Annotated in this window: 21 protein-coding genes and 1 tRNA gene; 8 read left to right on the top strand and 14 right to left on the bottom strand. The window is 37.4% G+C overall.

Translation table 11 applies throughout. The features are described from left to right. Positions 1-19: 19 nt before the first annotated feature. From P9B04_RS19270 to plsX, 5 genes are all read right to left on the bottom strand, one after another. Positions 20-217, bottom strand: a complete 198-nt coding sequence (locus tag P9B04_RS19270) for an AlbA family DNA-binding domain-containing protein (protein ID WP_342056592.1) — start codon at positions 215-217, stop codon at positions 20-22. Positions 218-720: 503 nt separating this feature from the next. Then, positions 721-794, bottom strand: a tRNA-Pro gene (locus tag P9B04_RS19265). A gap of 33 nt (positions 795-827) precedes the next feature. After that, on the bottom strand, positions 828-1,700 hold the full coding sequence (gene fabD, locus P9B04_RS19260; RefSeq protein ID WP_342056593.1) for an ACP S-malonyltransferase: 873 nt from the start codon (positions 1,698-1,700) through the stop codon (positions 828-830). 43 nt (positions 1,701-1,743) lie between these two features. Further along, positions 1,744-2,682 (bottom strand): beta-ketoacyl-ACP synthase III, encoded by a 939-nt coding sequence (locus tag P9B04_RS19255; RefSeq protein WP_446718021.1) that lies wholly within the window; start codon positions 2,680-2,682, stop codon positions 1,744-1,746. Positions 2,683-2,817: 135 nt separating this feature from the next. Further along, positions 2,818-3,858, bottom strand: coding sequence for a phosphate acyltransferase PlsX (gene plsX / locus P9B04_RS19250; RefSeq protein WP_342056590.1), 1,041 nt, complete (start codon positions 3,856-3,858; stop codon positions 2,818-2,820). Positions 3,859-4,215: 357 nt separating this feature from the next. Between plsX and map the strand changes: the two genes are divergently transcribed. Then, positions 4,216-5,088, top strand: a complete 873-nt coding sequence (map, locus tag P9B04_RS19245) for a type I methionyl aminopeptidase (RefSeq protein WP_342056589.1) — start codon at positions 4,216-4,218, stop codon at positions 5,086-5,088. Between the two features lie 80 nt (positions 5,089-5,168). On the opposite strand, the gene P9B04_RS19240 is transcribed toward map, so the two are convergent. After that, positions 5,169-5,630, bottom strand: coding sequence for a GNAT family N-acetyltransferase (locus P9B04_RS19240; RefSeq protein WP_342056588.1), 462 nt, complete (start codon positions 5,628-5,630; stop codon positions 5,169-5,171). 111 nt (positions 5,631-5,741) lie between these two features. Between P9B04_RS19240 and P9B04_RS19235 the strand changes: the two genes are divergently transcribed. Continuing rightward, positions 5,742-6,704 carry a J domain-containing protein gene (locus tag P9B04_RS19235; protein WP_342056587.1) on the top strand — a complete coding sequence of 321 codons (963 nt, stop codon included), beginning with the start codon at positions 5,742-5,744 and terminating at the stop codon, positions 6,702-6,704. 236 nt (positions 6,705-6,940) lie between these two features. Here P9B04_RS19235 and P9B04_RS19230 read toward each other — a convergent pair whose 3' ends face one another. After that, positions 6,941-8,620, bottom strand: a complete 1,680-nt coding sequence (locus P9B04_RS19230; protein WP_342056586.1) for a transglutaminase domain-containing protein — start codon at positions 8,618-8,620, stop codon at positions 6,941-6,943. 302 nt (positions 8,621-8,922) lie between these two features. On the opposite strand from P9B04_RS19230, the gene P9B04_RS19225 reads away from it, so the two are divergent. The 4 genes from P9B04_RS19225 to pruA all read left to right on the top strand — a co-directional run bounded on the left by P9B04_RS19225 (position 8,923) and on the right by pruA (position 16,657). After that, entirely contained in the window at positions 8,923-9,501 is a 579-nt protein-coding gene (locus P9B04_RS19225) for a Uma2 family endonuclease (RefSeq protein ID WP_342056585.1), read from the top strand. Between the two features lie 31 nt (positions 9,502-9,532). After that, on the top strand, positions 9,533-11,293 hold the full coding sequence (locus tag P9B04_RS19220) for an AAA family ATPase (protein WP_342056584.1): 1,761 nt from the start codon (positions 9,533-9,535) through the stop codon (positions 11,291-11,293). 3 nt (positions 11,294-11,296) lie between these two features. Next, positions 11,297-13,513: a nuclease domain-containing protein gene (locus P9B04_RS19215; protein ID WP_342056583.1), complete on the top strand. Its 2,217-nt coding sequence runs from the start codon at positions 11,297-11,299 to the stop codon at positions 13,511-13,513. A gap of 171 nt (positions 13,514-13,684) precedes the next feature. Beyond that, the gene (pruA, locus tag P9B04_RS19210; RefSeq protein ID WP_342056582.1) at positions 13,685-16,657 is read left to right on the top strand and encodes an L-glutamate gamma-semialdehyde dehydrogenase; all 2,973 of its coding nucleotides are present in this window, start codon (positions 13,685-13,687) and stop codon (positions 16,655-16,657) included. A gap of 365 nt (positions 16,658-17,022) precedes the next feature. Here the strand turns inward: pruA and P9B04_RS19205 are convergent, their stop codons facing one another. The 7 genes from P9B04_RS19205 to P9B04_RS19175 form a co-directional block, all read right to left on the bottom strand. Continuing rightward, a complete protein-coding gene (locus P9B04_RS19205) occupies positions 17,023-17,898 on the bottom strand; it encodes a phytanoyl-CoA dioxygenase family protein (RefSeq protein ID WP_342056581.1) in 876 nt (291 codons plus the stop codon). Positions 17,899-18,107: 209 nt separating this feature from the next. Next, positions 18,108-18,827 carry a glutathione S-transferase family protein gene (locus P9B04_RS19200; protein WP_342056580.1) on the bottom strand — a complete coding sequence of 240 codons (720 nt, stop codon included), beginning with the start codon at positions 18,825-18,827 and terminating at the stop codon, positions 18,108-18,110. A gap of 90 nt (positions 18,828-18,917) precedes the next feature. Further along, the gene (locus P9B04_RS19195) at positions 18,918-19,901 is read right to left on the bottom strand and encodes a MarC family protein (protein WP_342056579.1); all 984 of its coding nucleotides are present in this window, start codon (positions 19,899-19,901) and stop codon (positions 18,918-18,920) included. A gap of 721 nt (positions 19,902-20,622) precedes the next feature. Further along, positions 20,623-20,862, bottom strand: a complete 240-nt coding sequence (locus P9B04_RS19190) for a sulfurtransferase TusA family protein (RefSeq protein WP_342056578.1) — start codon at positions 20,860-20,862, stop codon at positions 20,623-20,625. Then, positions 20,859-21,989 (bottom strand): molecular chaperone DnaJ, encoded by a 1,131-nt coding sequence (dnaJ, locus tag P9B04_RS19185; protein WP_342056577.1) that lies wholly within the window; start codon positions 21,987-21,989, stop codon positions 20,859-20,861. Before dnaJ ends, P9B04_RS19190 begins: the two co-directional genes overlap by 4 nt. Before the next feature lie 115 nt (positions 21,990-22,104). Then, the gene (locus tag P9B04_RS19180) at positions 22,105-22,575 is read right to left on the bottom strand and encodes a GNAT family N-acetyltransferase (protein ID WP_342056576.1); all 471 of its coding nucleotides are present in this window, start codon (positions 22,573-22,575) and stop codon (positions 22,105-22,107) included. Positions 22,576-22,588: 13 nt separating this feature from the next. After that, on the bottom strand, positions 22,589-23,218 hold the full coding sequence (locus tag P9B04_RS19175; protein ID WP_342056575.1) for a CatB-related O-acetyltransferase: 630 nt from the start codon (positions 23,216-23,218) through the stop codon (positions 22,589-22,591). 178 nt (positions 23,219-23,396) lie between these two features. On the opposite strand from P9B04_RS19175, the gene P9B04_RS19170 reads away from it, so the two are divergent. Beyond that, positions 23,397-23,789: an MAPEG family protein gene (locus P9B04_RS19170; protein WP_342056574.1), complete on the top strand. Its 393-nt coding sequence runs from the start codon at positions 23,397-23,399 to the stop codon at positions 23,787-23,789. Between the two features lie 94 nt (positions 23,790-23,883). After that, entirely contained in the window at positions 23,884-24,510 is a 627-nt protein-coding gene (tmk, locus tag P9B04_RS19165; protein ID WP_342056573.1) for a dTMP kinase, read from the top strand. The last annotated feature ends 788 nt before the right edge of the window (positions 24,511-25,298 follow it).

The following is a 25,298-nucleotide window of genomic DNA, read 5'->3' as shown; positions in this document are numbered from 1 at the left end:
TATTCTCAAACACTTTGGCTCAAACTATACAATTAATTTTGCTTAGGTACTTATCTCTTTTTTCAATAACTCCTAAAATAATATAACCACCATCAGTATTTGCAAAAGCTGAAATAGTTTCCCAGATATCTTTAGGTAATCCACCATCAGCCGATTTGAACTCATATTCTTGATCTTCGCCAATATCAATTTGTCGTAGTAGACGGTCAATTTTCATTTTTTAAGTATATTAGTATAAGGGTGAAATTTTGGTTCTATCCTAAATCCAATTCTCTTTATTATTGGCAGATATTTTTTTCCAAATTGAAAAGTCACAATCATCTTTAGCTTACCCAGCTCACTACTATAAATCACTATCTATACCCTCCGATTACACATTAGCCGTACATAACTTAAGTTGAAAGTAAGCTAAAAGCCGAAATTATCAAGAAACTGTGCGAACCTCTTAGAAAAGACCCTTGTTTGATTGGACTATCTGGGTGGTTTTATACAAGTTGCGATCGCATTAGCTGATTACATTTACAAGTGTTGGTTAAAACTTCAACAACGGTTACAAAGCAAACTCGAAAAACAAAATCTTTGGTTAGTAATTTTTAAAACTAATGAAGAATTAATCCAAATTAGTAAACACAACATAAAAAGATTAATTGAACAAACTGTCTTAACAAAACTAATCTGTCATCGATGACAAGTAATAAGTCACTGTAAAATACGATAACATCGGGATGACTGGATTCGAACCAGCGGCCCCTTCGTCCCGAACGAAGTGCGCTACCAAGCTGCGCTACATCCCGTACTTTGCTCCCTAATGATAGCAAAATTGAAGCTTAGAAGTCATTAAGACTTGCCACATTGTTGATCTCGATCTCAGGACAAGCGCGCTTAATCAAACCAGCTAAGACCTTACCTGGCCCCACTTCCAAAACCTGAGTAATCTCCTGTTGGGACAAGGCTAACATGATTTCGCGCCAACGCACAGATCCCGTCATTTGTTGGATTAAACGTTCTTTTAAAATCGTTGCTGAAGTTTGGGGGGTGGGATCAACATTGGAGAGAACAGGAATCTTTGCATCTGTGAAGTTAACCTCTTCTAACAATTGTTGGAATTGTGTTGCCGCTTCGGCCATTAGTGGAGAATGAAAAGCCCCAGATACCTTTAATGGGAGCGCGCGTTTAACTTTCACCTGAGAACACAGTCTATCCACTGCTTCAGGAGTCCCAGAGATAACCACTTGTTGATCGCTGTTATCGTTGGCGAGAACCACATCAGGAATGGCTGCGATCGCAGCTTCTAACTGGGAGCGATCGAACTTCATCAAAGCGGCCATTTTGCCCCCAGCAGCCTCGCTCATTAACTGGGCCCGACGTTTAACCAAATTTAAACCCGTGACGAAATCAAAGGCCTCAGCCGCATATAAAGCGGAATATTCCCCTAAACTATGGCCAGCAACTAAATCTATTTTTTGACCCTTATCTTTCAACAAGTCGATTAACATACTTTCCACGGTGTACAAACAGGGTTGAGTGTAGAGAGTGTTTGCTAACTCTGTTTCTTCTCCGCGACACTTATCTAACACCGACCAACCTAAAATTGTTTCTGCTTCTATTAAGCGGTCTTTTCCCATCGGTGTTGCTGCCAAATCTACTCCCATTCCTATTGCTTGCGATCCTTGTCCGGGAAATACCCATGCTGTTTTCATCATTTTCTACCTCTATATAAACCTTAAAATTTTTTAGCTTTGCTCAAATTCCCCAACGAAAAATAACCGCTCCCCAAGTTAAACCAGCACCAAACCCAGAACTAGCTATAATCTCACCAGGCTTAATTTTTCCCTGTCTTACGGCTTCGTCTAGGGCGAGGGGAATAGAAGCAGCAGAAGTGTTACCGTATTCATCTAGATTGGCAATCACTTTCTGAGGGGGAATTTTGAGACGTTTAGCCACGGAATCGATAATTCTTTGATTGGCTTGATGGAGAATTAACCAGTCAACATCATCGGTGGTCAATTGAGCGTTGAAAAGTGCCTTTTCTATCACTTCTGGGACTTTTTCTACGGCAAAACGGTAAACATCTCGTCCTTTCATGGTAATGGGTTTGTAGGTACCTTGATTGACAGTTATACCATCTTTCAGCTTTTTACCTGTGCCATCATAGCCAATATTGAGGGCCTCGTGTTGCTCACCGTTGCTGTACATGGCAGACCCTAATAAACGGTCTTCATCGGTGCTACCTTGACATAACACAGCCCCTGCACCGTCCCCAAAAAGGACGCAGCTGCTGCGATCTGACCAGTCAACCCAACGGGAAAGGATATCGGCACCGATCACTAAAACATTCTTATAGACCCCAGTGCGAATAAATTGACTGGCGGTGATTAATCCAAACACAAAACCCGAACAAGCTGCGGTTAAATCAAAGGCCACTGCCCGATTTGCTTGTAAAATAGCTTGCACTTTAGCTGCACTGCCAAACAGATCATCTGCGGTGGAGGTGGCTAAAATAATTAAATCCACGTCATTTGCAGTCAGGTTGGCCATAGCAATGGCCTGGGTTGCCGCTTGTGCTGAGAGTTCGCTCAAGGATAAATCTGTTGTTGCTAAATGTCGCTTACGGATTCCTGTTCTAGTGCGAATCCACTCGTCAGATGTTTCGACCAAAAGACTGAGGTCGTCGTTGGTCATCACCTGCTCGGGTGCAGAGGAACCGCAACCTATAATGCTTACGCCGATCGCTTTCAATAACCTTTCCCCCTCATAATTTAAAACAATTATAAAAGTTCAGCCGAGTTGGACTGAATGAGTTTACTTATTATCCCATTATTTTTCCACTGAGGCTTGAACAGTGTCGGGGATGGGGTCTTTTTGAGAGACTTTGATGCGATCTAATACTTGGTTATCTATCGCATCTTTAGCGAGGCGAATGGCGTTGAAAATGGAGGGCGCACGAGAGCTACCATGACTGATGATACAGACTCCTCCTACCCCAAATAGTAATGCTCCACCGTGTTCCGCGTGGTCGATCCGTTGTTTGAGGTTTTTCAGATTGGGTTTAAGAACGGCAGTACCTAGTATTCCACGCCATCCTTGGGGGAGTTCTTCCCGCATAATTTGTAAGACGATTTCTCCTACTGCTTCGGCAAACTTTAGAAGCACATTACCGACGAAACCATCACACACAATAACATCAAAGTTCCCTGAGAGTACGTCTCGGCCTTCGGCGTTACCGATGAAAGGAATGGTTGGGTTGTTTTCTAATAGTTTGTAGGTGGCTAAGGCGAGATCATTGCCTTTACTGGATTCTTCCCCGATGTTCAGTAAGCCCACTTTTGGCTGTTCTACTCCCATTACATACTGGCTGTAAATGGTTCCCATCAGGGCAAACTGTTCTAGGTATTTGGGGCGACAATCGACGTTTGCCCCCACGTCGAGAACGATTACGGATTTTCCTGCTAAAAGGGTGGGAAATAGGGTTCCAATCGCAGGGCGATCGATGCCTTTGAGACGACCTAATCTCAGGGTGGCTGCCCCCATTGCTGCCCCAGAATGACCGGCTGATATCACCGCATCTGCCCGATTTTTTCTGACTAGATCCATTGACACATTGATGGAGGCTTTAGGTTTGCGCCGAAGTTCTGAGATCCCTTCGTGCATTTCGATCGCTCCTTCTGCGTCTACGATCTCTATTTCAGGGGACTGACTGTGATTTTGTAGACATTTTTCGATGGATGGGCGATTACCCACCAGTAAAATTTCTACGTCTAACTCTTTTGATGCCCGAATCGCCCCGGCGACGATTTCTTGGGGAGCGTGATCTCCCCCCATAGCGTCCACTGCAATTCTTGCGCGATTTCCTGCCATTGCTCAACACGATAGAAGCCACCAAGATTTTAGCAGAACGGTTGAACAATTTTGACATAAATTATTAATCATACTCATAATGATTATGTTTCTCACACCCTACACCCTAATAGCAATTTTCATTTGCATAGATTACAAACTCAAAGAAAAATAGTCCCCACACTTCCCACCCCTCCCTGTTACTGAGCGAAGTCGAAGTACACTCCCCACCCTCACTAAACCGAGATTTTGATACACCCAATTGAAAACTGCTATAAACCCTAATTGCATCTATGCACCCAGAGAAAATGCAGGTAGAGTCCCTATAGACTTGCAATTTTAGGATAAAATAAGATTTGTCCAATAACCCTTTAAAACATGAATTTTTTAACTGAGCTTTTTTCTGCACCCAAGTCAACTAAAACAACAGAGCAAATAGGGTTACCTACAACAAGAAAAAGCCGTCGAGGTATCCAAATAAAATCCCCTCAAGAAGTTGCTATTATGCGTCAATCTTCTTTAATTGTGGCAACAGTTCTCAAAGAAATTCAAGAAATAGTTAAACCGGGAATGACCACAGGGGATTTAGATAATTATGCAGAAAAAAGAATTAGAGAAATGGGGGCAACTCCCAGTTTTAAAGGTTATTATGGGTTTCCTGGATCGATTTGTGCCAGTATCAATCATGAGGTAGTTCATGGCATTCCTAGTGCTAAAAGGAGAATTCGCCGGGGGGATGTTCTCAAAGTAGATACTGGGGCTTATTATGAAGGGTATCATGGAGATTCTTGTATTACCATTGCCGTTGATAAAGTATCTTCAAAAACTTCCCGTTTAATTCGTGCAGCAGAGGAAGCTTTATACGCAGGAATTAATGAAGTAAAAGCAGGAAAATATTTAGCAGACATTGCCGGTGCTATTGAAGATGTTGTAAAAACATACGGTTATTCTGTAGTAGAAGGTTATACTGGTCATGGTGTGGGAAAAAACCTACACGAAGAACCCCCAGTTTTTAATTATCGGACTAGAGAAATTCCCAATGTTAAGCTAAAAGAAGGTATGACTTTAGCCATTGAACCAATTGTTAATGAGGGATCAAAACATACTAAAACTTTACGAGATCGTTGGACTGTCGTAACAGTTGATAATCGTTTATCGGCACAATTTGAACACACCGTATTAGTGACAGCAAAAGGCTACGAAATTTTAACAGATAGAACTAGCATCAAAGCAGTTGAAAAAGTTTACTAAATAATAAGTTAGTACACAAAATAAATGACACAGTTGTTAGGGGGTATTTAAATCGTATTTGGTATCCTAAGTATGGGAAATTAATTAAGTTTTGATTCTTCAAACATGAGGTATGGTAATTGTGTCATTCCTAATTTGCCATAGGTTTCCTGGGCTATGGTATTATTTTGTTCAACATATAATCGAAAACCACAGACATCTTTTTGATCCCTGGCAAGTTGTTTTATAAAGCCGTACATCTTACTATAAATACCACGACGACGATATTCTTTTTTAACAAAAACACTTTGAATCCACCAAAATACTCCGTTGCGCCAGTCACTCCACTCTTTGGTAATCATCAAACATCCAACTACTTTAAAATCCATTTCAGCCACAACATAAAACCCTTGTGACGGGTTTTTTAATAAAGTATTGACTCCAGCTAAAACCACATCCGGTAACAATGTTTTACCCTCCGTTTCTTTTGCCATGACTCCATTAAAAACGGCGATGTCTTCAGCATCACCGAGTTGGGCAAGACGTACGTTGATAGTATCCAATATTTAACTCAAGTTTGTCGGTTAACAACTTTTATTTTACCCTCGACAGGGGCTTCAGAGATTATTATTGATATATAGGACAATACTTTCAAAGATAATTCTACAGGGTATATGGATTACAAAGATTACTATGCCACATTGGGCATCAATAAAAATGCCAGCGCAGACGAGATCAAAAAAGCCTTCCGCAAATTAGCGGTTAAATATCATCCTGACAGAAACCCCGATGACAAGCAAGCTGAAGAACGTTTCAAAGAGATCAGCGAAGCTTACGAAGTGTTGTCTGATACTGAAAAACGGAAGAAATACGATCAGTTTGGTCAGTATTGGAAACAGTCCGGTCAAAGCACTTGGCCCGGTGCCGGTGCTAACGTAGACATGGGCAACTTCGATTTTAGTCAATACGGTAATTTTGAAGAGTTTATCAACGAATTATTAGGCAAGTTCTCTACCCCCGGAGGAACGGGAAGCTACAACTACAGTAGTCCGGGGACGGGGTATGGTGGATATAGCGGTGGTTTTGGCAACCAAACTCCGGCCTCTAACCGAGAAGCTACTCTCAAACTAAGCTTATCGGAGGCGTTTCGGGGGGTACAAAAACGCCTTAATTTGGGCAACGAGGTGATTGATGTTCGCATTCCTCCAGGGGCAAAAAACGGTAGTCGTATCCGTGTTCGTGGGAAAGGGGGAAGTAGTCCCTACGCCCAAAATAGAGGGGACTTGTATTTGAATGTGGAATTGACTCCCCATAGCTTTTTTAAGTTTGAAGATGATAACCTAGTGTGCGAAGTCCCCATAACCCCAGATGAGGCGGTTTTAGGGGCAACTATAGACGTTCCCACCCCGGATGGTACAGTAACGGTTAAAGTTCCCCCAGGAGTCCGTTCTGGGCAGTCTTTACGGTTGCGTGGCAAGGGATGGGTTAGCCCGAAAAAAGGGAGAGGGGATCAATTTGTTAAAATTGTCATCGATACTCCCCAAAACCCCACGGAGATCGAACGAAACTATTACGAAAAAATTAGGGATAGTCGTACTTATAAACCCCGTAAACATCTACGAGAGATAAGTTTATAAGATTAACCGAGGCTTCTGCCTCGGAAGGCAGGAGGCAGAGGGCAGGAGGCAGGAGGAATGTTCTTTATCCCTTCCCCCTCATGGTACAAGTCCCGTCTGTCTTGATGCGCTTAAAGATGCGGATTTCAAATCCGAGAGGAAAGCGTCGGTTTGGTGGGAGTACAAGCTTCTTGCAAACAAAAAACCTCCTGCCTCCTGCCTTTTAACTCCTGCCTTCTTTTGACCCGTGACTCTATTTAGGAAGGGGAAGACTCCTCTAAAATAGTGAACTGTACATGGTTTATGGCGAGGTTACCGATAGATACCTGTTGTTTGTTTAAGACAACTCCATCTATCATCAACCTCTCGAAAGGAACCCCTTTACTCATTTCTGCGTGGTACCAAGCTAAACCCATAAAAAATCGTGTGGGATAGGGACCTCCTTCGTAGATGTCGTCGGGGTTTGATTCCATCGGTAACCAACCCACTCCAGGGATATAAAACTCCAGCCAAACGTGATTGTAATCTGGTTTGAGGGGGATATTATGAACCAACGCAGTGGCAGGACATTTGTAGCGGCCAACGGTGCGACAAGCAACGCCATTTAGACGGAATAGGGCCAATAAGACTCCCACGTATTCCCCACAAGATCCTACACCCCTTCTGAGGGCAATATCGGGGGTATCGATATGGGGTTTAATACCGTAGGAAAGGCGATCGTAAACGTAGTTACGAATACCATAGATTTTTCTCAGCAGGTTGGTTTCCCGTCCCACTGCTTCTACGGCAGCCCTTTTGATAATGTCGGTGTCCATGGCCAGATTGTCGTTATCTACTAAGTAGCGATCGCCGTATTCTGGGGGCATTTCTGGGGGGTTTTCGCAGTCCCGAGGACTGAGGTTATATTTAATTCCCCACACTTCGATTAAGGCTTTCCAGCCAAAAATACAACGGGTATGTTCTGTTAGGGTATCAAATTTGAACACGGCAACCCGTTGACTATTTTCTATGATCTCGGTGAAGGGTAGGCCGATGGGTTCTACCTGGCGAACTTTTTGACGGTGGGTTTCAGCAGGTAGGGCAATACGCCATTCTAGATTCTTTAATTCTATGGGATCGAGGGGGGCTAACTCTTCTACATAGGTCATTTCCACTAAGTAACCGTTGGAAAGGGCGTAGTGATCGTCGGGATAGTAGCGGAAGTATAAAGGATGGATAAAGGTTTCTATGCGATACAGTAATTCGTGGTTAGGATCGGCGTTAGGGTTGTCTCGGATGTAGGGTTCATGATTAACATAAGACACATATAAGGTTTGTTGATCGGTGTCTGCATGGTGATAGAAGGTTAATCCGGTGGGACATTCAAAGGGGGTTAATAAACTAAATTTTTGTTTTCCTGTGGCCCGATCTAAACAGTAAACGCTTTGTTCTAAGGTATCGCTAACCCATAATTCTTCCCCTTTTATAGTAATGTTTTCAACACCAATTCCTGGGGCGTATAAACTGGTAATTTCTTGGCCATTTTCTTTATCAAAAACTAAAATTGTCCCCGATCTTTGGCAGGAAATGTAAACAGTTGATTCCCAGATAGCCACACCGTTAGCAGGGTCAGAAAGTCGGGTAAATAGTTCGCAGTTGAACTCAGGATCGTCTAAGTTACAATAATAAACGCTATAACGGGAGGTAAACCACAGTTGATTATCGGCGATCGCTAGTCCTGTGGCCCCAATAAAATCTTCCCAGTGGTTTGTGTTAAGAACTTTGGTGTTATGGGTGATGGGATCAACTTCTAGTAAATAACCATTGCGGTTATCTAGGGCATATAATTTATTCTTATAAAAAGCGATTCCATGAATTTCTGAGGCAGCGATGGGGCGAATGGTTGCACCGTTAAACTGTTGTTGTGGGGAGACAGATAAAAGGGTATCAGAAATCATGTTTTATGTTTAAATCTCTATCAGTTATCAGTGAACAGTTACCAGTTAGCAGTTATCACAAATTACTTGTAACTGTCTTTCTCTAGTCTAGCAACTATAACAGAATAAACTCTTAAAAAATGCTTATTTTGCACTAATTATTACAAAAAAATCTTCTATTTTTATTAAATTTTTCTTATAGGATCAAATTTATGATAAAAACTAACCGCTATCAATGGTGAGTTAACACAGATAAGAAACTACTTATGATAACCTAAATGATAGCCGTCTTATCCATTCTACAGTCTTAAATAATCATAATTATGTTAGAAACTAAACCTAAATTTCAAACCTTTGAGGACTATTTAGCTTACAATGACAACAGTGATAAATGGTATGAATTATTTAATGGAGAATTAATTGAAACGCCTCCAGAATCAGGAATTAATGTGCAAATTGCCAATCGTTTATTTCTTATTTTTGCTCTGTTATTAGGGACAGATCAGGTTAGAGGTCAAGGATTAGAATTAGAAGTAAGAGGAGAACCGAAAAACCGTTATCCTGACCTTACCATAATTCGAGAAGAACATATCAATTTATTAGCAAAACGTAATACCATTCGTTTATTTATGCCGCCTCCTTTATTAATAGTAGAAGTTGTTAGTCCTGGGGAATTGCAACGCCATAGAGATTATATTGCTAAACGGATACAGTATCAAGATTGTGCTATTCCTGAATATTGGATTATTGATCCTGAAAAACGAACTATATTAGTATTAGAAATAAAAGATAAAACATATATTGAAGTAGGAGAATTTTTAGGAGAAAACAAAATTATATCCCCTCAGTTTCCTCAATTAGATTTGTCATTAGCACAATTTTTTGATACAAAAAGACAATAAAGGAAAATTCTAGAAAAAAATCAGTAGTTAAATGCTAGACAATAATGATGTGCTAAAGATCCTTGACTATGCTATCCCTATTCTCCCAGTAACACAATTAGCGGGTATAGTTAATCATGTAAGAACAGATAAAAATGGTAACTATATATGTTTTATTAAACCATTAAATCAAGACTGGTTTACTTCTGAAGGTGAACTTATAGATAGCCTTTTTTGTTATCTCGGAGAATCACCAAGAGATATAAATGATCAAGAAATTAGTAATGATAATTATGTTTCTTTTCAGTGGGATAAGTCTCAGTGGGAAATTCATAAGCGTAAAAACGCAATAAATATTCAAAATATTACTGAAGAAAATGCACAAAATTTATTATCTACTTTTAAAAATACGATCAAAAATAAACTAGAGCAAGAAATTAAGCAAAAAAGTATTGAAATTGAGGAACGAAGTCTTGAAATTAACCAACGTTTAGAAGACTTAAAAATAGAAGAAGAAATCGTACGTGAACATTATGAAGAGAATCAAAAAAATGAACATCGATTGAAAAATATGGCTCAACAATTAGAACCTTATGGAATTCTTTTGGGAACATCTGAAGAAAATCAACAAAACAATCAAAGTCAGTTATCTGATTTACCTGAAAATTTTGCTCAAGAATGGACTAATAACTTACAAAATAATGGTTTATATGTAACCCAACAAATTGCTAAAAGTTACTTAATTTCAATTTTTAGTGCTTTATATTTAGGTCGTTTAGTTTTACTGAATGGAACAGTTGGTGTCGGAAAAACAAGCATTATTAAGCATTCAGCGACCATTCTAGGGGGTAAATCTAATATTATACCAGTACGTCCAGCATGGTTAGATCCTTCTGATTTATTAGGATTTTATGACCCGTTACAAGAGATTTTTCGTCCTGCACCTTTTTTAACCGCACTTAATGAAGCGAGGAACAATCAAAATAGATTACATTTAGTTTGTTTAGATGAGTTGAACTTAGCAAAAATAGAAAACTATGCTTCTGATGTGTTGTCACAGTTAGAATATTCTCAACAAAATAAAGAGGATGGACTTATGTTATACTCTAGAGAAATTTGGGAAAGTATCAAACAAGAATGTTTATATCTTCATGAAACAACAGATTTCAAAAGTCAGCAAAGATTAAAAGTAATTCAAAATCTATTGAAAAATTATCCTAGCTATAAATTTTCAATTCCCAATAACTTAGTCTTATTAGGCACTCTCAACTCTGATGAAACAACTTATGATTTAAGTCCAAAATTAATAGATCGTTCTTTTATTATCACTTATCCACCTGCAAATTTGGAGATCAACTTTGATGGAAAAACAAAGTCAAGTAATCAAGATTATCCATCTATTTCTACTAAATCTATCATTAAGAAGATTAAAGAATATAAAAATACAATCTTGGAAGAACAAGAAGTTTCTCAAAATTGGAATACTATAGTTGAATGGAATAAATTATACTTCTGTGAATCTCAATTAGGAAGACCTTTAAGTTATAGAGTTTTAGAAGACTATAGAATATTTAATGCTGTTGGAAAGTTATTAGGATTACAAGAAAATGAATGTTTTGGATACTTTATCTTTACTAAAATTTTGCCTAGAATTTACTTTTTTAAAGAAAATGAAAAAAATGAGCAATTTCAGGAATGGTTACAAAAACTTGAGGAATATGAAGAGTATGATTTAGGAAATATTTTGGATAATCTTCAAAAACAATCAGAGCCAGAAAACCAACAAATTCAGCTAGTTAGTTATTGGGGGTAATAGATGAATTTATTATTATCAAGTTTAGAGTTTATTAATGCTAAAACAGGTGAGGTTTTACCTTATGATGAAGATGGACTTCAATATACTAAGCAATATAAGGAATTTTGGAGAGTTAGAGTCAAGGGAAATGATCAGGGAAAAGTTTATCTTGAAAGTAGTCCACAGTTTGAATTAGAAAGAGTTCCAGGAACATTTAACGAGTGGCAACTTACCAATTTTAAGAGACAAATAGATGATTTGTATCAACGGAAAAGACAAAGACAAATATCATGGCAAGAGTTTATAAACAAAAAAAATGAAATAGAAGATGAAAAGAAAAGAATAACAGGTTCTGGATATATTAAAGCAGTTCTTGTTGATAATGGTAATACTATTTATGAACAAATTTTAGTTATTAGTCCCGGTAATTTGACAGAAAAAGAATTGAATCAAATGATCAAAGAAATTGGTCAATTAGCTCTTTCTGCTGTAAGCTGTACTCACTATTCTATGGAAGTAGGAGAAAGTGAAAAATTTGGGATAGAAGGAATGGGGAAACAATGGTATCCTGGAAATGGTTTAATAATGAGAGCAACAGAATTATTAGAATTATACCAAGTTGTTAAAAATCATTGGACTCTCCTCGAAAAAAGATCGTTAAAAACTGTAATTAAAGAAATTAACCACATCAGGATTGATAAAATTCGTCAATCACCAAAAGCTCTAATTAAAGCTAAGTTAGAACCTCATAAAAAAATGATATTAGGGTTTAATAATATTGAGTCTAATAATTGTATTGAAAATGAGTTTATTTGTTATTTACTAGATATTTATTTAATAGAACTATCATCGCTCTTAGGAGATAGTTTAGAAATATTAAATTTTGAAGAAATTGATTTAATGCTAATCAATAGCATTAATCTAAATATTGAAGAAAAAAAGACTGGATCTACTGAAGAAAGAATAAAAAATACTGAATTAAATAAAGAAAAAATAAAACAATTTAATAAATATAAAAGAAATGAACGTGCTAATATTGAAAAAATCAATCAATCACGTTTAGATAGAAAAGTAGAAGTCAATAAGCTGATTGAGCAATTAAAAGGTTGTATCGCTTGGTCAAAAAAAGCAAGGAAATCTAAATTTTTACAAAGTATTAAAACTCCTCAAAAACTTCCTAGATTTTCATCTCGTTTACAAGGATCTTCAGGATATGGAAGTATTTTTTCAAAATTTTCTAACTCTTTAGGAGGTGTTTTAAAACCTATTGGGAAAGTTTTGTATCTTTTACAAAATACTTATGAAGGAAGAATAAAAACAACTAATGAGCTTTATGAAATTTGGTGTTTTATTAAAGTTTATACAGCATTCATCGTTTATGCTAATATGAGACCAATAAATAATACTTTTTTGTTTGATAAGATAAAAATAAATAAAAATGAAGTAGAAATACCTAGAAATGTGAAATATATTTTAGAATTTGGTCATAATAATAATTATCGCCTTGTTTTTTGGTATGACACTGATAGTTACTACTCACTATCTAACTATAAAAAGCCAGATATTCGTATCCAGTTATTAGAAAATAATCAACCAATTAAACAATTTTGTTTTGATGCAAAATATAAAAATTATAGTGATTGGGATATTAGCTATTTTATAGATGATGTTTTAGGAACAGCAAGAGATAGTTACTATTCATTACTTCAATCAAAAGCTAGTTTTTTACTTCATCCTGATCAAAAAATTGACTACTGGGGGGAAAAACCTTTCAAGAAACTTTCAAAAATCAAGAAACATATTCTCAATAATAATGATATCAAAGGTTCGAGAGATAAAATTTATCAATTAATATCTGATGTTGAAACAGATGCGAAAGGATATTGCGGACATAAATATGGGGCTATTTTTTTACGACCAGATGACACCTCAGAAATACAAATTAAAAGAATTTTAAGACTAATTTTACACTATCATTGCTCTTTTGAATCTTTATGTCCTTCCTGTGGACATCAAGGGATAGAAAAACTTTACAGTCAAAGTGCAGGGAGATGTTATTCTTGTGAAAATTGTCATGAGTTTTGGGTAATAACTCATTGTCAAGGAAGTCAAGGTGAGCATCCTTTAGTTAAATTTAAAGATAGCTTTCATCAAAAATCTGAGCCTGAAAAAAATTCATGGTTATATGATTGTCCAATTTGTGGTAATAAATTTAAATCACAACAAAATTATAATTAGAATTTTAGTCTTAATAAGATTAAACCCTTCACTGTAACCATATATATATCACGGGACAATCTTAAGGTAAAATTAAGTAAGTAAAGTAGAATTTAGAGACTTTTACTCAACATTGCGCTTAAAAATTCCCCAACGCCTCACACATTATGATAAATAGGAGAGTATTAAATTTTGGTAGTACAACTTGATGCTAAAACTTATGAACAACGAACCCAGGAAATAGCTAAAGAATTAATCGCCCAAACCCGTGAAAAACGCTCATTATGGTCTAAGATAGGCGACCAAATGCGTTGGGATGATAAACTCCTAGACTTTGCTATGGCTAATCCTGGTTTACGGGTACAATTATTCCATTTTATCGACACATTACCTGCACTACAAAGTAATGCAGAAATAGCCCATCATCTGCAACAATACTTAGGGGATAAGTCCGTAGAATTACCCGGCGCATTAAAAGGTATTCTTAACTTTACTGATTATAATTCCCTTCCAGCAAAGATTGCCGCCGAAACTATTAGTAAAGGGGTGGAAACTTTAGCATTTAAGTATATTTCTGGCGAAACAATCCCCCAAGTCATTAAAACCGTCGAACGCCTCAGAAAAGAGAAAATGGGTTTCACCATTGACTTATTAGGGGAAGCAGTTATCACTGAAAGTGAAGCCAAAGCTTACTTGGATAGTTACCTCAATTTGATGGAAAAATTGGCTGCAGAGTCGAAAAAATGGTCAAATGTAGGGCAAATAGACACAGCAGGCAATGAAAACTTATCTAAGGTTCAAGTATCGGTCAAATTAACCGCTTTTTATTCCCAGTTTGATCCCATTGATCCCCAAGGAAGTAAAGAAAAAGTCTGCGATCGCATTCGTATTTTACTCCGTCGCGCCCAAGAGTTAGGGGTTGCCATCCATTTCGATATGGAACAGTATGTTTACAAAGACCTGACCATATCTATACTAAAAGAATTATTGTTAGAAGAAGAATTTCGCAACCGTAGCGACATTGGTGTTACCTTACAAGCATATTTAAGAGACTCCAAACAAGACTTACACGATCTCATCGCTTGGGCAAAACAACGGGGTACTCCCATCACTATTAGATTAGTAAAAGGGGCATACTGGGATCAAGAAACAATTAAATCTGAGCAAAATCATTGGCCACAACCGGTCTATAATCAAAAATCAGCTACAGATGTTAATTACGAAGATATGACCCAATTGTTATTGGAAAATCATCAATATTTGTACGCTGCCATCGGTTCCCATAACGTGCGATCGCAAGCAAGGGCGATCGCCATCGCTGAAACCTTAAACGTCCCCTCTCGCGCCTTCGAGATGCAGGTATTATATGGGATGGGGGATCAGTTAGCCAAAGCGTTAGTTAAAACAGGGCATCGAGTGAGAGTTTATGCCCCTTACGGTAACTTATTACCGGGAATGGCCTATTTAATACGTCGTTTATTGGAAAATACTGCTAATAGTTCCTTCTTACGCCAAAATTTAGAAGAAAGACCCATCGAAGAATTGATCACACCGCCAACGGTTTCAGGAAGCACAGAACGAAAAGCACAAAAAGAAGAATTTGTCAATGCTCCTGACACAGATTATTCTCGGGAAATATTACGGGAAAAAGGGCAACAAGCGTTAGCCAAAGTTAAAGATAGCCTGGGAAAAACTTATTTACCCCTAATTGACGGTGAATATGTACAAACAGACGTGATTATCGACTCCCTTAACCCCTCCAAATCTTCCGAAGTGGTGGGACAAATTGGTTTAATATCCATTTCCCAGGCAGAACAAGCTTTAAACGCTGCTAAAGAAGCTTTTAAAGGGTGGAAAAAAACTCCTGCTGCAGAAAGAGCCAGAATACTCCGTAAAGCAGGTGATTTGATGGAAGAACGCCGTCATGAACTTTCCGCCTGGATCTGTGTAGAAGTGGGTAAAATATTGCAACAAGCAGACGCAGAAGTATCCGAGGCCATCGACTTTTGCCGTTACTATGCCGATGAAATGGAACGGTTAGACAAGGGTTATAGCTACGATGTAGCAGGAGAAACCAACCGTTATAATTATCAACCCAGAGGCATCGCCTTAGTTATTTCCCCTTGGAACTTCCCTTTTGCCATCGCTACCGGAATGACTGTAGCCACCTTAGTAACAGGAAACTGTACCCTATTGAAGCCAGCAGAAACATCTACGGTTATAGCAGCTAAAATTGCCGAAATATTAGTAGATGCCGGTATTCCCAAAGGAGTGTTTCAACTGGTTCCTGGGAAGGGATCTCAAGTGGGGGCCTATATGGTCAACCATCCTGACGTACATTTGATCGCCTTTACCGGGTCGAGGGAAGTAGGTTGTCGCATCTATGCCGATGCAGCCATTTTACAACCTGGACAAAAACATCTCAAACGAGTTATTGCAGAGATGGGTGGTAAAAACGCTATTATCGTCGATGAAAGTGCTGACTTAGATCAAGCCGTAGCAGGGGCTGTATATTCTGCCTTTGGCTACACGGGTCAAAAATGCTCTGCAGCCTCCCGTATCATCGTTTTAGACCCCGTTTACGACGCTTTCTTAGAACGTTTTGTGGAAGCTACCAAGTCCTTGAATGTGGGGCCAACCGACCAACCCTCTACCCAAGTGGGTCCCGTCATCGACGCAACCGCACAAAAACGGATCTTGGAGTACATAGAAATAGCCAAACAAGAATCAACCTTGGCCTTGCAAATGGAGTCCCCCAAGAACGGTTTTTATGTGGGGCCAACTATTTTTGGGGATGTCTTACCCAACCATACCATCGCCCAAGAAGAGATATTTGGACCGGTGGTTGCAGTGATGCGAGTAAAAAGCTTTGATGAAGCTTTAGCAGCCGCCAACGGAACCGACTACGCCTTGACGGGAGGTTTATATTCCCGCAGTCCCGAACACATTGAACGGGCCCAACAAGAGTTTGAAGTGGGTAACTTATACATTAACCGTACCATTACTGGGGCGATCGTTTCCCGTCAACCCTTTGGAGGTTTCAAGTTGTCCGGTGTGGGTTCCAAAGCAGGGGGGCCAGACTACTTATTACAGTTCCTAGAACCCCGTCATATTAGCGAGAATATTCAACGTCAAGGGTTTGCACCCATAGAAGGAAACGAGTAGTTTTCAGATCAAAAATCCCCTACTTTAAAGCAAAAATGAGCTAATAAGAAGGGGATTTTTTTATTTTTGAGAGTCATCACTGAACTAATACCAAACCGATTTTTTATGTATACTGACATCTTGCATCAGTACATAAAAACTTAAATTAGTCAGCAATCAGCAGTTCCTCACTCCGTTCCGGCGCTATCGCACAGCGTTCGGCTTTCATCTCTTAGCTGAAAGCGTTAAGCTTATGTTTAATTTCACTCACAGCAGATGATAGAGATTGATATGTTTCAACTGATGGCTGATAGCTGATAGCTGAACGCTTACAAACTAGCCGGTTTTATCAAAGGTGCAAGATGTGAGTATACTTAGCAACACAATTAATTTTGCTTGAGTTCTGTAAAATAATCCTCTGCTAAGACAACTTTATTGTTTAAAAATTCTTGTCTGAGTTCTGGGGATAAAAAGATTTTAGTATTTTCATCTTGACATAATTGGCGTTTCATATTAGCAACAGCAAAAGATTTAGTATATTCATCACACAATCCATAGGTGAAGAAAATAGATAATCTGTCAGTTAATAGAGTATCGTAGAAATTTTTAAGATATTGTTTGGATTGTTTGTCGGAAACTTTTAAAGTTTTAGAGAAAGCTTTTTGCAAAACCCTATTGGGTTCTTTTAAAAAAGGAAAGGGAGTAATACTTTGTTGACCTGTATGAGTCAATCTGACATCAAACACAACAATATCTCCTGGTTTTGTTTTAAGATAGACTTCTTCTCCTTTATTCAGTTCAGGAAATCGATGAGATCCTTTTCTAACCGTTAAACCGCCCCTATTATTATCATGATTTTGTAAATAAATAGCCACTTTATAAACACGACAGTCTGTCTGATCGTAAGTAGGTTTACCAAAATATCCTCCTTCCATCACAGTCATTCCATCATCTTTATGCCAACCCGATAAAGTACGAGAGTGAACGTCACAATGACTAGTGAACATAATTTCATCTTGTCCTAATAATTGACGCATCAATTCTAAGATTCTAGGATGATAAAATAGTTGGCTAATCTGAGGAACTGCTACAGCAGCATTGGGTTGAGTTAAACCATAACTAGTCAGAACCCCTTTGTTTTTAAAATGATCTTTAACTACTTTTCTAAGTTGTTTAATTTCTTGATTAGAGAGAACATTTTGAATTAAAACAAAACCATTATTAGAGATTTGTTGGCCAAGATTTTGATTAACTGACAGCATATTTTCAAAAAGATTAAGTTTAAAATTCTACGTTTTTAGCATAACTTTTACTTATTTTACCAGTTTTTGACCCTAAGCTCACAAGTCTGATTTGTCGGATGCACGGTTGATTAACTATCAATGAACAAGAGGATATTCTTGTAATTTTACAACCTTACCCATCTGCATTAGGCAGGGAAAAATTAAGCACACAATCACCCGATTTCAGATTACGTTTTTTTGACATCACTTTCAAATCTAGCCGCATTTTCACGTTCAACAGCCTCAATATCCCCTTTACCAAAAAAGGCCCAATAAGGTTTAGGAATAGACAGAGCGCGTTGAGTAGCTTCTCGTTTATCAATACGGTCAAACCAAGCTTGAAGATGAGGTAACCCCTCTACAGAAACTTTTGCCCAATAATAAGCTCTGGCCCAAGGATAGGTTGCTATATCGGCGATGGTGAATTCATCGTTAACCAAGTATTGACGACCTTCAAGATGAGTATTTAAAACTTCTAACAAGCGACGACTCTCATCTACATAACGTCTGATGGCAAACTCATCTTCATGACCTTGTTTAGCAGCAATGCGCTGAAAATACATCGCTTGTCCCATCATTGGACCTATTCCAGCCATTTGAAACATCAACCACTGCAAGGTTCGGGATTTTTCGTTAGCATCTGACGGAAGAAATTTATTATATTTCTCTGCTAAGTACCATAAAATTGCACCGGACTCAAAAACAACAAAATCATTATTGGAACGATCAACAATTGTGGGAATACGTCCATTAGGATTGAGTTTAATATACTCTGGAGACTTCTGTTCCTTCTTAGAAAAGTCAATATAAGTTAGGTCATATTCTACGCCAGCTTCTTCAAGAAAAATAACTGGTTTCCAGCCATTCATTGTGGAAGCGGTATAGAGATGAATGTCTCTATTTGTCATGTTCAAATCTCCTGTTAGTTAAAATATATGAACACTGCAAAGTTGACTTGAAAAATACATAACAATAAAATTTCTTTATTACAATAACATTTATTGTTTAAGAATGTAGTTAATTGTAAGTATTTGTAAAGTTACCCCCGAAAAAATAAAAGAGATAGCTAAAGCTAACTGAACAATGCTTAACATTAAATTTAAAACTTGAAGTAATGTTGGTTTGAGTAAAATTAAAATTTGTCTTGCGTATAGCATACAAAGCAAATTGAGAATCATGACGATCATAATTAAACCCAAAATTTTATTAGCATTGTTATCAAGTCTTTGTGCTACGGTCATAGAAATCATTACTAATGCTATACCTTGGGGGGTTAAAATTGTCGGAAAGGTAAGTGGAGAAATTAATGCTGTTAGAGGATCTTCGGGTATGGGAAGGGGATTATTTTCTTGAGGTAAATATTGAGCTAAAAGCATCTTGAGTGAAATTAAAAATAAGACAATTCCTGCGGCTACTATTAAAGCACTTAAACTAATTTTGTACTTATTTAAGATACTTTCACTGGTTAAAGCTACTGTAAAAATAGACAAAGTTGATAAAGCAAAACTCCTTACAGCTAGTTGTATTCTGATTTTTTTACTGGCATTTTGAGTCAGTCTTGTAAACACTGGAATTATTTTTAGCGGTCCAATTGTCATAAATAAAATTATAGTTAATCTAGACCAAGAGTCTTTCCCATAAATTTTTCTCAGATCCTGAATAAATCTTATTTGGTGTTCGATCAAAGTCCTTAAATCAGTTTCTAATTGATCAGAATCATTATTTTGTTCTGTACTTGATATAATCATACATTCATCAACATTTCCACAAGCATTTTGGACTATTGTTAACGACGGGTTTTGATAAATATCTAAAGGTTGAGCAAAAGAATTAACTGATAAAATTGTCAAATTACAGAAAAAAATAAATCCATAAATCAAGAGAGTAGACCAACTAAAAATTAATTTAGTGTTGCAATTAGTCCATCTTTTGTTTTTGAATTGTGTAAGTATACTATCAATTCTATTTTGAATTAACTTCATTGTTGTCCTACTATAAGGATAACTGGTCATTGGTCACTGGGAAAAAAGATATCTCATGAATCAATTCCTGATTGCTATAATGGAGATAGAAAGTTCTTTCTGTAAAAAAAGTAAGTAATTGGAGGGAAGAACCATGAATGAAAAGAGATATTTGCTAATTTCAGGTGTAATTTTTTCCTTAATTGGATTGTTACATCTATTGAGAATCCTGTTTCAATGGCAAGCAATGGTAGGAGTATGGACAGTTCCCTTTGTAATCTCTGTCTTAGCGGTTATAGTAGCAGCCCTTCTGACTTTCTGGGCATTCCGCTTATCTAGAACAGTTGTTTGAGCAAATTATAGAAGATCTGTCACCTAGCATTCCCATACCGAGTAATCCTCGGTATGGTCGTTGGTTAAGTTAAGAAGTCTCTAACAAATATCATACCCTCAAAGAATACTTAACTCCCCTCGAAGCAAAGAAGAATAGCCCTCATAACTCCTAAGATCGAATTTACGTTGGTAATGAGGGCATTCAAAAAGATAACAAAATCTGGAAGAACAAGGGGGATAAATTCCCTAGTTGATTTTTTTTAAATATAGATAATACAATCTTTAACTTTTTCCAACAATCACTAACAATTGAAAAATATATTGTTTATGGTATTAAACCAAAAGTGACCCAATCTAATGCTTTTTTCGTACCTCCTTAACTATCAATAGAGACAAAACAACCTCAATTTCAAGAACGACGAACTTTAAGAGAGAAAAATCCCTGACGGTCATCAATGTTTTCAACATGATAGCCTTCCATTGTTAAACTATCGGGAACCTGTTCGATAGGTTCCCCTGGATCTAACCATACTTCCAACAGAGAACCGGGGGACATTTGCTCCAATTTTAATTTAGTGCGAACGAAGTTAATGGGGCAAGGGGTTCCCCGAAGATCAAGTAAAAGCGTATCCGATGTTGGCAGGTTCATTTTTGAAATAAGCTCCCTAAAAAGGCTTCTAAACCGCCTTTGCCATGACTTTGACCCTTGATGTGGGCTAACTGTTCTAGTAGTTCACGCTCTTCTGCGTTGATACGAGTGGGAATGTCCACTATTACAGTAATAAGATGGTCACCACGAATAGCATCGTTGCCTAGTTTGGGAACCCCTAGATTTTCTAGGGTTAGGACTGTATTAGGTTGAGTTCCAGCAGGAATGGTCAATTCCTGTTCTCCGTCCACTGTATCTATGGTTACGGTACATCCTAAAATGGCTTGAAGATAACTAATGGTAATCTCCGAGAGGATGTTCATTTTGTCTCGGGTAAACACCTTATCTGGTTCGACGTACAGATAAACGTAGAGATCACCTGGAGGTCCTCCCCGTAGCCCTGCGTCTCCCTTACGAGATACCCTGAGACGGGTTCCGTCATCGACCCCACCGGGAATAGTTATTTTAACTTTTTCTGTCACCTGTCTGCGTCCGGCACCGTTACAGACTTCGCATTTTTCTTCTATTACCTGTCCTTGACCGTTACAAGTGGGACAGGTGGATACTTGAGCAAAACTGCCAAAGGGGGTACGAGTGGTACGACGGACTTGGCCTTGACCGTTACAAGTAGAACAGATTTTTGCACCAGTTCCAGGTTTTGCTCCATCTCCCTTACACACTTGGCAAATTTCTAGATGGGGAATACGAATTTCTTTTTCTCCCCCAAAAATAGCCTCACGAAAATCTAGTTTAAGATCGAGGCGCAGATCATCCCCTTTGGCCGGTCCTGTACGACGACGGGTTCCTCCCGTTCCTGCGCCGCCTCCAAAGCCGTTAAAAATAGTTTCAAAAATATCAGCAAAACCGCCCATGTCACCCATATCGCCGTAGTTGAAGCCTCCGGCACCACTGACACCTGCTTCTCCAAACTGATCGTAACGACTACGGGTTTCTGGTTCGGATAATACTTCGTAGGCGCGGTTAATTTCTTTGAATCGTTCTTCGGCCCCTGTTTCTTTATTAACATCGGGGTGGTATTGTCGCGCGAGACGACGATAAGCTTTTTTTAAGTCATCTTTATTGGCGTTACGGTCAACCCCAAGAATTTCGTAGTAGTCACCTGGCATAGATCGTTAGTTTTTCTTGCTTGTGGGTAATGGTCGAGTGATAGGCTTAATAGTTACTTTAGCAAACTATTGTAAACAAAACACTACTTTGGATCGTTTTTATGATTTTCATCAGTTACCCTATATGCTTAACAAATTTCATTTCACCTTTCATTGCCCCTTCTGATTCTACCCCAACAGCAATCCAACCAAGGTGACGATAAAAACCGTAGGCTCTTAATTTTGGATCGTTACCTGTTAATAGCCAAATTTCTTTAGCACCTTTATTTTTAAGCCAATTTTCTGTTTTTTCCATTAAGGCACGACCTATGCCCCTATTTTCAAACTCGGGTAATACGAAAAGTCCAAGAATCGTTTTTTCGGTTCGATTAGCAATAGAAAAGCCTAATGGTTGTTGCTCAATTTCAGCGATCCAAGCACAACAATCTACCTGCAACATTTTAGCTACTGATGCAGGTGTGATGCCAAGGGCTGCGATTTCTTCGCGGGACTGATAGTTTTCTTTGACACTGGTTCTAATCTGGAAAAGGGTTTCTACATCCTCGGTTTGGGCAAGTCGAATATTGATAGATTCTATTTTTTTCACTTTTGGCAATTCCTCAAGTTAGTTTCTTTAAATTTTCTAGGTTATTACTACACAAGTTGGGAATATTTTCGGTTATTTTTTCTATTGTCCAATTCCACCATTGTAATTTTAAAAGTAAACTAATTGCTTCATCACTAAAACGCTTTCTGATTATCTTAGCAGGATTTCCGCCGACAATTGTATAAGGCTCAACGTTTTTTGTTACCACTGCATTAGTAGCAATAATTGCTCCGTCTCCAATGTTTATTCCAGGCATGATTACGGCATTATAGCCTAGCCAAACATCATTGCCGATGGTTGTATTTCCTTTTGAGGTTCCTTCAACAGACATGGTATTTTCCCATCCATTACCAAAGATGGCAAAGGGATAATTTGTAAAGTAATTAAGGGGATGGTTAGCACCATTCATAATAAATTTTACCCCACTAGCAATAGAGCAGAACTTGCCGATAATTAATTTGTCGCCAATAAAATCAAAATGATACAAGACATTCTTTTCAAAATCATGAGGGTTTTCTAAGTCATCATAATAGGTAAAATCTCCCACAATAATATTAGGATTACTAATAATATTTTTCAGAAAGCAAAGATGTTGGTAGTTTTTTAAAGGATAGGTTTGGTTTGGGTCTGGATAAGTTGCCATTATTAATTAGTTTTTTACTTATTTGTGAATCTTAGTACAGTTTTATAGACTAGAAAAAAACTGTGGTTATCAAAGTTAATTGAGCAACTCTATAATTATTAGTCAAGAATAAAATTGACCTATAATTATATAATATGCTAAGATGACATGGAATTTATTATTTAATAACTAAAAAGCAATGGAAGCTATCTACCCCAGCATAGTAACAGTTTTAGCATTAATCGTCTATTTTCTTATCACAATGAATGTAGGCCGCACTAGATTTAAGTATAAAGTTATGCCCCCTGCAACTAGCGGTGATCCTAATTTTGAAAGAGCATTAAGAACTCAACAAAATACTCTAGAACAGATAATATTTTTCCTACCTTTATTATGGTTATTTTGTTTCTATATCAACTCAACTTGTGGGGCAGGAATTGGCTTAGTTTGGGTACTTGGCAGAATTTTATATGCTCTTGGATACTATCAAGCTGCCGAGAAAAGAATGATTGGTTTTGCTATTAGTTCTTTGAGTAGCCTAACTTTATTGGTTGGTTCGTTAATCGGTATGACTATGGTGTTTATTAAATAGTTTTATGTTGATTATAGAAGACAAACAGCTTTTGCAATATGAAGGTTGTTTGTTTTTTATCTAGTAAAAGTAATTTGAGAAAAATCAAGAAATAATGCAACCTTTATTTATTGTTTTAGAAGGAATTGATAAGTCAGGAAAAACAACCCAAGCAGAATTACTGAAACACTACTTCATCAATCAAGGGGATTCGGCAATTATTAGTTCTGAACCAACAGAAGGAGTCATTGGTAAGTTGATTAGAAAAGCAATGCAAGATCCCATCTTTGCCATCAAAGACAAGACCAAATTTGATCAACAAATGGCTTATTTGTTTGCTGCAGACAGACATGATCATTTATACAATGAAGTTAATGGTGTTTATAAACTGATTAAAGAGGATAGTTATCACGTAATTGCTACTCGTTATTACTTTTCTTCTTTGGCTTATAATACTAATAATGCCGAAGAATTTAACTTTGTCTATGGGTTAAATAAACGCTTCCCTAACCCAGATTTGGTAATTTATCTAGACATTCCTTTAGAAATGGCTTTATCTCGTCTTGATAATGTTGTCTTTAAAGAGGTTTATGAAACCCAAGAAAAACTACAGCAAGTAAAAGATAATTATCAACAAATTTTTCAATCTTACAACGGAAAAATATTAACAATAGATGCCATAGATAGTATTGAAAAGATCCAGGAGCAGATTAGAATTTACCTTAAGAAAAATTTTGCTTGATATTAGAGTTAATATGAAATCCACTTGAATAGTTAAAGTACAATAAATGTGTGAAATTAATATGCGACAACTTCTTGCTAGTTTAAAAATCTTTTTAAAAGTGTTGTCTTGAAGATCATCTTTTTTATTTGCTATGGAAGCTATAGAAATGATTTATTGCACTTTTTTATAATATTTTTTATTTTAGAGTTCTTTTATATATTTTGCGGTGTGTAGATTTTCATCATCTTCTAAAATTTACTCATAGCAATTTTCATTTGCATAGATTACAAACTCAAAGAAAAATAGTCCCCGCACTTCCCACCCCTCCCACACTCCCCACCCTCACTAAACCGAGATTTTGATACACCCAATTGAAAACTGCTATCAGACACAAAATTGAAAATATCATCTAATAAATCTGTAGGGTAGGTTGTGCTGGCTGGTAACTGGTTAAACTTTTCCTGAACTTTTTCCTGAACTTTCCTGAATAAACCTGTATTTTTTCTGCTGAAGATTTGAAATATATTAGGAACTTAAGCAAATGAAATCACAATAAACGAAAGGTTACACCCCTGCTTAATGCTGAATTTATGGCGTGTTAACAGATTTTTAGCTATTTGATAAGTAGCTTCATTTTGTTTTTCTCAAAATTTTACTTAGGGTAAATCCTAGTCATTTATCTCAAAGACCCAAATCCTAATACCAAAGATAGCAATTATGACTTTTAACGTTTCCGTTACCGATTACACTCCTACTATAGCAATCAGGAATGATTTATGAGAATGAAGATGGGGTTTTTTATAGAG

Source organism: Crocosphaera sp. Alani8 (assembly GCF_038442745.1).
Classification (GTDB): domain Bacteria; phylum Cyanobacteriota; class Cyanobacteriia; order Cyanobacteriales; family Microcystaceae; genus Crocosphaera.
Note: the sequence above shows the minus strand (reverse complement) of the source record. Positions and strands in the feature narration are given on the sequence as shown.

Coding starts and splice junctions, on each gene's coding strand:
- P9B04_RS19270 (WP_342056592.1), bottom strand. CDS start 217: ATGAAAATTGACCGTCTACTACGACAAATTGATATTGGCGAAGATCAA.
- fabD (WP_342056593.1), bottom strand. CDS start 1,700: ATGAAAACAGCATGGGTATTTCCCGGACAAGGATCGCAAGCAATAGGA.
- P9B04_RS19255 (WP_446718021.1), bottom strand. CDS start 2,682: ATGACCAACGACGACCTCAGTCTTTTGGTCGAAACATCTGACGAGTGG.
- plsX (WP_342056590.1), bottom strand. CDS start 3,858: ATGGCAGGAAATCGCGCAAGAATTGCAGTGGACGCTATGGGGGGAGAT.
- map (WP_342056589.1), top strand. CDS start 4,216: ATGAATTTTTTAACTGAGCTTTTTTCTGCACCCAAGTCAACTAAAACA.
- P9B04_RS19235 (WP_342056587.1), top strand. CDS start 5,742: ATGGATTACAAAGATTACTATGCCACATTGGGCATCAATAAAAATGCC.
- P9B04_RS19230 (WP_342056586.1), bottom strand. CDS start 8,620: ATGATTTCTGATACCCTTTTATCTGTCTCCCCACAACAACAGTTTAAC.
- P9B04_RS19225 (WP_342056585.1), top strand. CDS start 8,923: ATGTTAGAAACTAAACCTAAATTTCAAACCTTTGAGGACTATTTAGCT.
- P9B04_RS19220 (WP_342056584.1), top strand. CDS start 9,533: ATGCTAGACAATAATGATGTGCTAAAGATCCTTGACTATGCTATCCCT.
- P9B04_RS19215 (WP_342056583.1), top strand. CDS start 11,297: ATGAATTTATTATTATCAAGTTTAGAGTTTATTAATGCTAAAACAGGT.
- P9B04_RS19205 (WP_342056581.1), bottom strand. CDS start 17,898: ATGCTGTCAGTTAATCAAAATCTTGGCCAACAAATCTCTAATAATGGT.
- P9B04_RS19200 (WP_342056580.1), bottom strand. CDS start 18,827: ATGACAAATAGAGACATTCATCTCTATACCGCTTCCACAATGAATGGC.
- P9B04_RS19195 (WP_342056579.1), bottom strand. CDS start 19,901: ATGAAGTTAATTCAAAATAGAATTGATAGTATACTTACACAATTCAAA.
- P9B04_RS19190 (WP_342056578.1), bottom strand. CDS start 20,862: ATGAACCTGCCAACATCGGATACGCTTTTACTTGATCTTCGGGGAACC.
- dnaJ (WP_342056577.1), bottom strand. CDS start 21,989: ATGCCAGGTGACTACTACGAAATTCTTGGGGTTGACCGTAACGCCAAT.
- P9B04_RS19175 (WP_342056575.1), bottom strand. CDS start 23,218: ATGGCAACTTATCCAGACCCAAACCAAACCTATCCTTTAAAAAACTAC.
- P9B04_RS19170 (WP_342056574.1), top strand. CDS start 23,397: ATGGAAGCTATCTACCCCAGCATAGTAACAGTTTTAGCATTAATCGTC.
- tmk (WP_342056573.1), top strand. CDS start 23,884: ATGCAACCTTTATTTATTGTTTTAGAAGGAATTGATAAGTCAGGAAAA.